9 protein-coding genes are annotated in these 11,431 nt (G+C 62.7%); all 9 read left to right on the top strand.

Annotation, left to right across the window (positions count from 1 at the left end; translation table 11 throughout):
• The gene (locus tag BLV45_RS05120) at positions 1-1,377 is read left to right on the top strand and encodes an L-serine ammonia-lyase (RefSeq protein WP_090529794.1); all 1,377 of its coding nucleotides are present in this window, start codon (positions 1-3) and stop codon (positions 1,375-1,377) included.
• Positions 1,378-1,388: 11 nt separating this feature from the next.
• A complete protein-coding gene (locus BLV45_RS05125) occupies positions 1,389-2,633 on the top strand; it encodes a sarcosine oxidase subunit beta family protein (protein ID WP_090529796.1) in 1,245 nt (414 codons plus the stop codon).
• 14 nt (positions 2,634-2,647) lie between these two features.
• Entirely contained in the window at positions 2,648-2,929 is a 282-nt protein-coding gene (locus tag BLV45_RS05130) for a sarcosine oxidase subunit delta (RefSeq protein WP_090529799.1), read from the top strand.
• Positions 2,926-5,922: a sarcosine oxidase subunit alpha family protein gene (locus tag BLV45_RS05135; RefSeq protein ID WP_090529802.1), complete on the top strand. Its 2,997-nt coding sequence runs from the start codon at positions 2,926-2,928 to the stop codon at positions 5,920-5,922. The genes BLV45_RS05130 and BLV45_RS05135 overlap by 4 nt, the downstream gene beginning before the upstream one ends.
• Positions 5,912-6,499: a sarcosine oxidase subunit gamma gene (locus BLV45_RS05140; RefSeq protein WP_090529805.1), complete on the top strand. Its 588-nt coding sequence runs from the start codon at positions 5,912-5,914 to the stop codon at positions 6,497-6,499. The genes BLV45_RS05135 and BLV45_RS05140 overlap by 11 nt, the downstream gene beginning before the upstream one ends.
• A gap of 43 nt (positions 6,500-6,542) precedes the next feature.
• A complete protein-coding gene (locus tag BLV45_RS05145; RefSeq protein WP_090529808.1) occupies positions 6,543-6,983 on the top strand; it encodes a dihydroneopterin aldolase in 441 nt (146 codons plus the stop codon).
• A gap of 23 nt (positions 6,984-7,006) precedes the next feature.
• On the top strand, positions 7,007-7,894 hold the full coding sequence (purU, locus tag BLV45_RS05150) for a formyltetrahydrofolate deformylase (protein WP_090529811.1): 888 nt from the start codon (positions 7,007-7,009) through the stop codon (positions 7,892-7,894).
• 389 nt (positions 7,895-8,283) lie between these two features.
• Positions 8,284-9,465, top strand: a complete 1,182-nt coding sequence (locus BLV45_RS05155; protein ID WP_245753116.1) for a YbfB/YjiJ family MFS transporter — start codon at positions 8,284-8,286, stop codon at positions 9,463-9,465.
• 583 nt (positions 9,466-10,048) lie between these two features.
• On the top strand, positions 10,049-11,428 hold the full coding sequence (locus tag BLV45_RS05160; protein ID WP_090529818.1) for an MFS transporter: 1,380 nt from the start codon (positions 10,049-10,051) through the stop codon (positions 11,426-11,428).
• Positions 11,429-11,431: the final 3 nt, after the last annotated feature.

The following is an 11,431-nucleotide window of genomic DNA, read 5'->3' on the forward strand; positions in this document are numbered from 1 at the left end:
ATGAACGTCAGCACTTTCGACCTCTTCAAGATCGGCATTGGGCCATCGAGCTCGCACACTGTCGGGCCGATGATCGCGGCTTGCCGGTTCGCGACCCGCATGCGCGACGCCGGGACGCTTGGCGGGGTTAGCGCGATCCGGGCGGACCTGTATGGTTCACTCGGAGCCACGGGCAAGGGACACGGTACCGACAAGGCCGTGTTGCTCGGCCTAGAGGGAAACCTGCCGGACGCGATCGATCCCGACTACGTGGAAACCCGGCTGGCTCATATTCGCGCAACGAAAACAATCGAAGTCGCCAGGGTCCACCGGATTGCCTTCGAGGAAAAGTCGCAGATTGTGTTTCTGCGCCGCGAGGTGCTGCCGCTTCACTCCAATGGCATGCGGTTCACCGCGTTTGATGAAGACGGCAAGGTGCTCGACGAGCAGGCGTATTACTCCGTTGGAGGTGGCTTTGTCGTTGACGATGCAGGGGAACGCCTCAACGGTCAGGAAGGTGCCAGGCAAGTTCCCTATCCGTTCAAGACGGGCGTGGACCTGTTGCGCATGTGCGGCGAGAGCGGCCTGTCCATCGCGGAACTCATGCTGGGCAACGAGACAACCTGGCGTACGCCTGAGGCGGTGCGGCAAGGGTTGTTGAAGATCAGGGACGTGATGTCGGCAGCGATCGCACGCGGCTGCGCGAGGGAAGGCCATTTGCCCGGGCCGATGAAGGTCAGGCGTCGTGCGGCCGAACTCTTTCAGCAGTTGAAAGCCCAGTCGGAAGAAAGCCTGCGCGACCCGCTGTCGATGATCGACTGGATCAATCTGTATGCGATGGCGGTGAACGAGGAAAACGCCGCGGGTGGCCGCATCGTTACGGCGCCCACCAACGGCGCGGCCGGGATCATCCCGGCAGTGCTGCAGTACTACGTGAAGTTCGTGTCTGGTTCGAGCGACGACGGCGTGGTCACGTTCCTGCTTACCGCCGCTGCGATCGGCCTGCTGTACAAGGAAAACGCCTCCATCTCGGGTGCCGAGGTCGGGTGCCAGGGGGAAGTGGGCGTCGCCTGTTCAATGGCTGCGGCGGCTTTGGCGGCCGTGATGGGCGGCTCTCCGGAGCAGGTCGAGAACGCCGCCGAGATCGGCATGGAGCACAACCTGGGCATGACCTGCGATCCCGTGGGCGGCCTCGTGCAGATTCCCTGCATCGAGCGCAACGCGATGGGCGCAGTGAAGGCCGTCAATGCCGCCCGCATGGCGCTGCGCGGCAACGGCAAGCACTACGTGTCGCTCGACAAGGTCATCAAGACGATGCGCGAGACGGGTGCCGATATGAAGACCAAGTACAAGGAAACATCACGCGGTGGCCTTGCGGTCAACGTGATCGAGTGTTGAGGAGAAGGACCATGAGCCGGTATTCGATATTCAGTTTGTTGCGCAACGGGTTGTCGTATCACGAGAACTGGGAGCGCGCATGGAAGAGCCCCGAGCCGAAGAAGGAATACGACGTGGTGATCGTCGGTGGCGGCGGGCATGGTCTTGCGACCGCGTACTACCTCGCGAAAGAGCTCGGCGTGCGTAACATCGCAGTGCTGGAAAAAGGCTGGATTGGCGGCGGCAATACCGCGCGCAATACCACCATCGTCCGCTCGAACTATCTGTGGGACGAGTCGGCCGCGCTGTATGAGAAAGCCCTGAAGCTGTGGGAAGGCCTGTCGCAGGACATCAACTACAACGTGATGTTCAGCCAGCGCGGCGTGATGAATCTCGCACACACGCTGCAGGATGTGCGCGACACCGAACGTCGCGTGAACGCGAACCGGCTCAACGGTGTCGATGCGGAATTCCTGACGCCCGCGCAGATCAAGGAGATCGTGCCGGTTATCAACCTGCACAGCCGTTATCCGGTGCTGGGCGCGTCGTTCCAGCGCCGCGCGGGTGTTGCCCGGCACGATGCAGTGGCCTGGGGGTATGCGCGCGGTGCCGACCAGCACGGTGTCGACATTCTGCAGAACTGTGGCGTGACCGGCATCCGCCGCGCCAATGGCGCAGTGGTGGGCGTCGATACCGTCAAAGGATTCATCAAGGCGAAGAAAGTCGCGGTGGTCGCAGCAGGTAACAGCAGTGTGCTCGCGGAGATGGCCGGTATCCGCCTGCCGCTCGAAAGCCATCCGCTGCAGGCGCTGGTGTCCGAACCGATCAAGCCGGTCGTCAACACGGTGATCATGTCGAACGCAGTGCATGCCTACATCAGCCAGTCCGACAAGGGCGATCTGGTGATCGGCGCGGGTGTCGATCAATACACGGGTTACGGCCAGCGCGGCAGCTTCCATACCATCGAAGGCACGTTGCAGGCCATCGTCGAGATGTTCCCGGTGTTCAGCCGCGTGCGGATGAACCGGCAGTGGGGTGGCATCGTCGACGTGTCGCCGGATGCATGCCCGATTGTCAGCAAGACCGACGTGAAGGGCCTGTATTTCAACTGCGGCTGGGGCACGGGCGGCTTCAAGGCGACGCCCGGTTCGGGCTGGGCTTTTGCACACACGATCGCCAACGATGCCCCACATCGGCTGAATGCCCCGTTTTCGCTGGATCGTTTTTATACCGGCCATCTGATCGATGAACACGGCGCGGCAGCGGTCGCGCACTAACCAGGGAGATATCCATGCTGCTCATTCAATGCCCCTGGTGCGGACCGCGCGCCGAATCCGAATTTTCGTACGGCGGCGAAGCCGGGATCGTGCGGCCGCTCGACACCGAAAAACTCACCGACAAGGAATGGGGAGAGTATCTCTTCATGCGCAAGAACACGCGTGGCCTGCACCGTGAACAATGGAATCACGCGCAGGGCTGCCGCCGCTGGTTCAATGCCGAGCGCGACACGGTGACTTACGCATTCAAATCAGTCAGCAAGATCGGCGGTCCGAAAGAAGGAGACGCAGCATGACCCAGCAGAACCGTTTGCCTTCGGGCGGCCGCATCAATCGCGCGATCCCGCTGACGTTTACCTTCAACGGCCGGACCTGGCAGGGCTTTCAGGGCGACACCCTGGCGTCCGCGCTGCTGGCCAACGACGTACATTTCGTCGCGCGCAGTTTCAAGTATCACCGGCCGCGCGGCATCGTGACCGCAGGCGTCGAGGAACCCAATGCGCTGGTCCAGCTGGAGCGCGGCGCCCACACCATTCCGAATGCGCGCGCTACCGAGGTTGAGCTCTATCAGGGGCTCGACGCAACCAGCGTGAACGCTGAACCGAGTCTCGAACACGATCGCATGGCGATCAACCAGAAGTTCGCCCGGTTCATGCCGGCGGGCTTCTATTACAAGACCTTCATGTGGCCGCGCAGCTTCTGGCCGAAGTACGAGGAACGCATTCGCCATGCCGCGGGTCTGGGCAAGTCGCCGGAGGTGAACGATCCGAGCCGCTATGACAAGCGTTTTGCCCATTGTGACGTGCTGATCGTTGGTGCGGGCCCCGCCGGACTGGCTGCCGCGCGAACGGCCGGCGCGAGTGGCGCACGGGTCATTCTTGTTGACGATCAGCCCGAACTGGGTGGAAGCCTGCTGTCGGGCGCGGAAATGATCGACGGCAAGCCGGCCGCCGACTGGGTGCGCGGTATCGAGATCGAGCTTGCGCACCTGCCGGAGGTCACCGTCCTGACGCGCAGCACGGCATTCGGTTACCAGGATCACAACCTCGTCACGGTCACGCAACGGCTGACCGACCACCTGCCCGTATCGACCCGCGGCGGCACGCGCGAACGCTTGTGGAAGATCCGCGCGAAGAAGGTGATTCTCGCGACCGGCGCGCACGAGCGTCCGGTCGTGTTCGGCAACAACGACCTGCCTGGCATCATGCTGGCATCGGCGATCTCGACGTACATCAATCGCTATGGTGTCTTGCCGGGACGGCGTGCGGTGATTTTCACCAACAACGACGAAGGCTATCGCGCCGCGCTCGCTCTCAAGACACACGGAGCAGACGTGACGGTTGTCGATCCTCGCGACGCTAGCGCGGGCATGCTGCCGCAACAGGCAGCGCGCAGCGGGATCGCCATCGTCAACAACGCCGTTGTGATCGACGCAGGCGGCAAGGAGCGCGTGCGTAACGTCGCCGTTGCCCGCTATTCACAGGGACGCGTGGGTCAACGCGTCGCGACGCTCGGCTGTGACCTGGTGGGCATGTCGGGCGGCTGGAATCCCGTGCTGCACCTCTTTGCGCAGTCGGGCGGCAAGGCACTCTGGAACGACGACAAGGCGTGCTTCATTCCGGGCGCGGGTGTCCAGGAAGAATGCAGCATCGGTGCCGCGCGCGGTGCGTTTCAACTGCCGGAGGCGCTCGATGATGGCATCAACGCTGGCCGACGCGCTGCCGGGTTCGCGGGTCTGAAGAGTGCTGCTGAACCGCAGTGGAAGGCCGGAGTTTCGAATGAGCAACCGCTGCTGCCGCTGTGGCTGGTTGCGAACTTCGATGAAGCGTCGCGCGGCCCCAAGCGGTTCGTCGACTTCCAGAATGACGTGTCGGCGGCCGACATCCTGCTTGCCGCGCGCGAGGGCTACCATTCGGTCGAGCACGTCAAGCGTTATACGGCGATGGGTTTCGGCACCGATCAGGGCAAGCTCGGCAACATCAACGGCATGGCAATTCTCGCCGGTGCGCTCGGCAAGACGATCCCGGAGACCGGCACCACGACGTTCCGGCCGAACTACACGCCGGTGACGTTCGGTGCGATCGCTGGGCGTGAACTTGGCGACTTTTTCGATCCGATCCGCAAGACCTGCATTCACCCGTGGCACGAGGCGCACGGCGCGGAATTCGAGGACGTCGGCAACTGGAAGCGTCCATGGTTCTACCCGAAGAGCGGCGAGGACATGCACGCGGCCGTGGCGCGTGAATGCCTCGCGGTGCGAAACAGCGTCGGCATCCTGGACGCATCGACGCTCGGCAAGATCGACATTCAGGGGCCGGACGCTGCGACGCTGCTGAACTGGATATACACGAACCCGTGGAGCAAGCTGGAAGTCGGCAAATGCCGCTACGGCCTGATGCTGGACGAAAACGGCATGATCTTCGACGACGGGGTGACGGTACGCCTGGGCGAACAGCACTACATGATGACCACGACGACGGGCGGTGCGGCGCGCGTGCTGAACTGGATGGAGCGCTGGCTGCAGACGGAATGGCCGGACCTGAACGTCCATCTGACATCCGTGACCGATCACTGGGCGACTTTCGCGGTGGTCGGGCCGAACAGTCGTAAGGTGTTGCAGAAGGTGTGTAAGGACATCGACTTCGCGAACGCGGCATTCCCGTTCATGACGTATCGCAACGGGACGGTATCCGGCGTGGCATCACGTGTCATGCGCATCAGCTTCTCCGGTGAACTGGCGTACGAAGTCAACGTGCCGGCGAACTGTGGGCGTGGCGTCTGGGAGGAACTGATGAGCGCCGGTCGTGAGTTCGACATCACACCCTACGGCACCGAAACGATGCACGTGCTGCGCGCGGAGAAGGGCTACATCATCGTCGGCCAGGACACCGACGGATCGGTCACGCCGTTCGATCTCGGCATGGGCGGGATGGTCGCGAAGAAGGACTTCCTCGGCAAGCGCTCGCTGTCGCGTTCGGATACGCAACGTGAAGGGCGCAAGCAGCTTGTCGGCCTGAAAACTGTCGATCCGCGCGTCAGTCTGAACGAAGGCGCACAGATCGTGGCGACGCAGGTCACGCAAGACCTGACGCCGATGCTCGGTCATGTGACGTCGAGCTACATGAGTCCGATCCTGAAGCGGTCGATCGCACTCGCGGTAGTCAAAGGTGGTCTCGACAGGATCGGTCAGCGGGTCTTTGTGTCGATGTCCGCTACGCGCTGTGTCGAGGCCGAGGTGTGCAGTCCTGTTTTCCATGATCCGGAAGGGGTACGTCAGCATGTTGAATGATCTGGTTCAGGAGTCGCCGCTCATCGGTATCGAGGCACGGATTGCCGCTGCATCGGGCGGCGTGTCGCGGCGCTTTCAGTTCACCGGGCGGCCGTTCATGACGCTCCTCACGTTGCGCGGCAATGGCGCGGCGTTTGATGCCGCCGTGCAGCGCGTGCTGGGCATCGCATTGCCGAAACAAGCCGGCGGTCGCGCGGCCGCGGGTGAACGGGCAGTGTGGTGGATGGGGCCGGACGAGTGGCTGATCCAGTCCACCCAGGATATGGCGGTCGACCTCGAGCGCGCGCTGCGCGAAGCACTCACGGGTCAGCACCATGCGGTCGTCGACGTGAGCAGCGGTTACACGATGATCGATATTGCCGGCACACATGTGCGCGAGGTGCTGGCGAGCGGCTGCCCGCTCGATCTGCATCCCCGCGTGTTCGCGGACGGGCAATGTGCGCAGACGCACTTCTTCAAGGCCGGTGTCATGGTGTGCCGCGACGGTGGCGACCGGTTTCAGGTCATCGTGCGGCGAAGCTTCGCCGAATACTTCTGCCTGATGTTGCTCGATGCGGCGCAGCCGTATCTTGCATAGCACGCGCGCCGGCTGCTGTGCGTCATACAGAGGAGATCATTCGATGAAACATCCGGAAGCAGGACCGACAGTCGAATGGGATGTCGTGATCGACCAGTTGCGGGCGCAGACGAGAGTCGGAATCCATGGTCATGAACGCGCATCACAGCCGGTGGTGATCGATGCGGTATTGCATTGCCGAAGTCAGGCATTGCCGGAGCATATCGACGATTGCCTCGACTACGACGCGTTCTGCCAGATGCTGTGCGCTTACCTCGACGAACAGGTACACACGGACCTGGTCGAGCGGCTCGCGGCGGATCTGCTGGCGTTGGCGTTCGACCGCTTCACGATACTCGAAAGCGCTGTGCTCACGCTCTACAAACCGCACGCCGTGCGGTCGGCGGCGCAGGTCGGTGTGCGCCTGCGCTGGAGTCGTCAAGACTATCTGCGCTGGCGTGCCGGCACGGCGGCGGCACGCGTCGCCGAAGCCAGGCACGCCTGACACATCCCACATACGGAGTCGTCATGACCGAAACCATTACGAAGCGCACGGATCGGGCACCACAGTTCGCGCTGACTGTCATCTGTCCCAGCGCTCCCGGACAGGTGGCAGCGCTGGTTCGATTTCTCGACGAGCGGGGATGCTATATCGACGAATTCGATGTATTCGACGACGAATTCACCACACGTTTTTTTGTGCGCTGCATTTTCCACGCTGCATCCGCGCACAACCTGGACGTTGCGTCGTTGCGCGACGAGTTCGCGGCCGTCGCGACACGCTTCGACATGGTCTGGTCGATCCACGACATGTCGGTGAAACCCAGGGTACTGATCATGGTGTCGAAGTTCGATCATTGCCTGGCCGACCTGCTGTTCCGCTGGCGCATGGACGAACTGAAGATGGACATCGTCGGGATTGCGTCGAATCATCCGGATCTAGCGCCACTGGGTGCCGCGAATGGCATCGCGTTCCATCATTTGCCGTTGACTGCCGACACCAGGCCCCAGCAGGAAGCGCAGGTGCTTGATCTGATCAGGCGAAGCGGAGCCGAACTGGTCGTCCTGGCGCGCTACATGCAAGTGCTGTCCGCCGGGCTCAGTGCATCCCTCGCGGGTCGCGCAATCAATATTCACCACTCGTTCCTGCCTGGCTTCAAGGGCGCGAAACCGTATCACCAGGCGCATGCCCGTGGCGTGAAGCTGATCGGCGCAACCGCGCATTTCGTCACCGACGATCTCGACGAAGGACCGATCATCGAGCAGGTCGTCGAACGGGTGACGCACGCATACGGCCCCGACCGGCTGCTCGCGACCGGACGTGATGTTGAGTGCCTCGCCCTTGCGCGCGCGGTCAAGCTTTTTATCGAGCATCGAATTTTCATCAACGGTAACCGGACCGTCGTGCTTCAGTAGGGCGGGCTGCTTCATAGTGTCCTGGGCATGTCGCGGATGTTGAAAACGCGAAGCAATGTGGCGCATGTAGAATCTGCCCGGTCTGTCTGGGCACCAGGATGGCCCGCGCGGGTTTTTCCAGTCAACGAACAGAAAAGCGACTGGGGCGCGAGCTTGCAATGTTCGTGATCCCAGCGAGCTGGCCAGAACGTGGCAGGGTGCAATTGCTGATCGATGGTTTGCGACCGCTGCCGGACGGAGAACCAATAAAGGGTGAAATGGGCACGAGCTTTACACGACGTGCGGGCGCCTGGACGGGTGCGTACCTGAGTCGTTTCGTCGAGGGATGCAGGTGCGATCCGCAGCGTGAACCGGCGTCGCCGTCAGCGGACGCTGAACCGCCGGACCGGATGCACACGCTGCTGCTGGCGGTGGGGCTTTCGCTGGGGAGCGCGATTGCGTTGGGGCTCGCGCGATTCTCGTATGCGTTGTTGCTTCCCGCGATGAAGAGCGATCTGGGCTGGAGTTTCGCGCAAGCCGGCGCAATGAACACGGCCAATGCATTGGGTTATCTTCTCGGCGCGCTGGCTTTTCCGCGCCTGTCGCGGCGCTGGCCACCCGGTGCGCTGTTCGTCGCGGGCTGTGTGGCGACGGCGTTGCTGATGGCGGTGAGCGGTGTGCTGTCCGATATGCATACGCTGTTTGCCCAGCGCGTCATAACCGGCGCGAGCAGCGCGTTCATTTTCGTCAGCGGCGGCGTGCTGGCGGCGCATCTCGCGTCGACCCGGCCGCGCGACGCGGGCCTCGTGCTCGGCCTGTACTACGGCGGCACGGGCTGGGGTATCGTGGTCTCCGCGCTGCTCGTGCCGCTGACGATTCTCAAATCCCCGCACGGCTGGCAGTTCGCGTGGTTCGCGCTGGCGGCGGCGTGCGTGGCGTTCTCGCTGATCGCGATCGGCGCGGCACGCAGGATCGCAGCGGGCCACGCAGTGGCTTCGCCGGCAGTGGGTTCGCGCGTCGCGGAGGGGCACGCGCCGAACTGGCCGCGCTTCAGTCTGGCGCTGGCCGGCTACGGACTTTTTGGCGTCGGCTATATCGGCTACATGACGTTTATCGTTGCGCTGCTGCGCAATGCCGGAATGAGCGCAGCCGTCGTGACCGCCTTCTACATCCTGCTCGGTGCGGCGACGGTCGTGTCGGCGCGGCTCTGGTCCGGGTTGCTCGACCGCATGCGCGGCGGCCTGGCGCTCGCGGTGCTCAACGGCCTGCTCGGGCTTGCGACGTTGCTGCCCGCGTTGCTCACGCATCCGCTGATTGCGTTTGCTTCAGGGGTGCTGTTCGGCGCCACCTTCCTGTCCGCCGTGGCGTCGACCACGGCCTTTGTCCGGCACAACCTGCCTGCCAGTCACTGGGCCAGGGGGATTAGCGCATTCACGATTGTCTTCGCGTTCGGACAGATCGTCGGGCCGCTCGTGATCGGCTGGGTATCCGATGGGGCGGGACTTTCGCGCGGTCTGGTCTACTCCGCGATGCTACTGGGGGCAGGCGCGCTGCTGGCGGCATTTCAGAGGCCATTGCGCGCGCAGGCGTGATCGCCCCTTGCGGCATCGGAATGAACGAAAGCAACCATGGCTGCTTCAACGCAGTGAGGACGTGGCAACACGGGTAGCCGCAGGCTCGCGTCACCTCCTGTGTGCGCCAGCTGCTGCATCGCCCCACCCAGCTGCTGGATGACGCCCGTTCTCGCCTGGGCTTCACATCGACGATGCACTTCGCGGCACGCTACAGGGTAGATGTCTGAAATCTTGCCCAGCAAAGGCCGCAAGCGATACCAGAACGCACTTCAGGCAGCGCTGCCTGGGCTTCTCGATCACGCATCGGATATGGCGCCCCTCGGCAGCGTTCTGAGCCCACCACCCGACGATGATTCCTCACCCGATATCCGAAAGACCTTCCGCTAGCGCCGCGCGCCGGTTGTTCGTTCGCCGGTGTATACCCGCGATGTCGAAACGAGAAAGTGTTCCGTCGTAGCTGGAAATTTTTCGATTGGTCGAGCGTCTACTATTCGCTCAAACGGGCCCGGCATATCGCCAGGGAACGGACGCATCGGACAGGCGCCCGCAAGAGCCGCCACCGGAACACAGCAATCTCACGATTCATGTCTGGAGACGACAAATGAGTGACAGGAAAGCGGTTTCAGGTCGATCGGCGTCAGCCGGCATCATCTCAAGGCCCGGCATACCATCCCCATTCGCGTCGGGCGATGGTCAGGCCACTCCGGTGGCAGACGGGCGCCTGCTCAAGCGCGCTGCGATGGCCAGTTTCATCGGCAATTTTGTCGAGTGGTTCGATTACGCATCGTACGGCTATCTTGCGACCATCATCGCGGTCGTCTTTTTCCCGAAGACCGACGCTGCGACGGGACTCCTCGCCGCCTACGCCGTATTTGCGATCTCGTTCATCGTCCGCCCGATCGGCGGCATCATCTGGGGGCACTTCGGCGACAAGATCGGGCGCAGGACGGCGCTCTCACTGTCGATCCTGATCATGTCGGCTTCGACCTTCGCGATTGCGTTTCTGCCGACCTATGCGCAGGTCGGCGTCATGGCACCGATCCTTCTTCTGCTAGTTCGACTTATTCAAGGATTCTCGGCGTCCGGTGAGTACGCGGGCGCGTCCGCTTTCCTCGCCGAATATGCGCCGGAGGGCAAGCGGGGCGTGTATACGAGTATCGTTCCGGCCAGCACGGCGGCTGGCCTGCTGTTCGGTTCGATATTCGTCGCGGTCCTGCACGCGGTGCTGAGCACCGAACAGATCCAGTCTTTCGGCTGGCGCCTGCCGTTTTTGCTCGCCGCACCGTTCGGGCTGATTGGCCGCTACATTCGGGTTCGCCTCGAAGATACCCCCAGGTTCAAGGCGCTGGAGATGTCCCATCATGTCGCACGCGCACCGGTCAGGGAACTGCTGAGCGTCCATCGCGGCAAGATGCTGATCGCGTTTGGCGTCACGTGTCTTAACGCGGTGGCGTTCTATCTGGTGCTGAGCTATATGCCAACCTATCTGTCGACCGAGATGGGGATGGGCGAAACGCAGTCCTTTATTGCGGCCACGATCTCTCTTGCCGCCTATATCGGCTTTATCTTCATCATGGGGGCACTGTCGGACCGCGTCGGTCGCAAAACGATGCTGATCGGTGCTTCGATCCTGTTTGCCATACTCACGGTACCGCTGTTCAAGGGGCTCGTCGGTGCCAGCTTCATGACGATCGTGTTGATCCAGATCGCGTTCGGTGCGCTCCTGACGATGAACGACGGCACGCTGCCGTGCTTTCTGTCAGAGATCTTTCCGACGCGCGTGCGCTACAGCGGTTTCGCCTTCTGTTTCAACGCAGCAAACGCTTTGTTCGGCGGTACGGCGCCGTTCGTTGCGACCTGGTTGATTCATGCGACCGGCAACAAGCTGGCCCCGGCGTGGTACATGGTAGGGGCGGCAGGGGTAGCCTTGATAGCCATGCTCGCGAGTCGGGAGACATCGCGCGGGCCGCTCGCCGACTGAGCG

The sequence above is a fragment of the Paraburkholderia sartisoli genome (genome assembly GCF_900107685.1).
GTDB classification, from domain to species: Bacteria; Pseudomonadota; Gammaproteobacteria; order Burkholderiales; family Burkholderiaceae; genus Paraburkholderia; species Paraburkholderia sartisoli.

Excerpts from the sequence above, each read along its gene's own strand:
- BLV45_RS05125 (WP_090529796.1), top strand. The coding sequence starts at position 1,389 with ATGAGCCGGTATTCGATATTCAGTTTGTTGCGCAACGGGTTGTCGTAT.
- BLV45_RS05130 (WP_090529799.1), top strand. The coding sequence starts at position 2,648 with ATGCTGCTCATTCAATGCCCCTGGTGCGGACCGCGCGCCGAATCCGAA.
- BLV45_RS05135 (WP_090529802.1), top strand. The coding sequence starts at position 2,926 with ATGACCCAGCAGAACCGTTTGCCTTCGGGCGGCCGCATCAATCGCGCG.
- BLV45_RS05120 (WP_090529794.1), top strand. The coding sequence starts at position 1 with ATGAACGTCAGCACTTTCGACCTCTTCAAGATCGGCATTGGGCCATCG.
- BLV45_RS05145 (WP_090529808.1), top strand. The coding sequence starts at position 6,543 with ATGAAACATCCGGAAGCAGGACCGACAGTCGAATGGGATGTCGTGATC.
- purU (WP_090529811.1), top strand. The coding sequence starts at position 7,007 with ATGACCGAAACCATTACGAAGCGCACGGATCGGGCACCACAGTTCGCG.
- BLV45_RS05140 (WP_090529805.1), top strand. The coding sequence starts at position 5,912 with ATGTTGAATGATCTGGTTCAGGAGTCGCCGCTCATCGGTATCGAGGCA.
- BLV45_RS05160 (WP_090529818.1), top strand. The coding sequence starts at position 10,049 with ATGAGTGACAGGAAAGCGGTTTCAGGTCGATCGGCGTCAGCCGGCATC.
- BLV45_RS05155 (WP_245753116.1), top strand. The coding sequence starts at position 8,284 with ATGCACACGCTGCTGCTGGCGGTGGGGCTTTCGCTGGGGAGCGCGATT.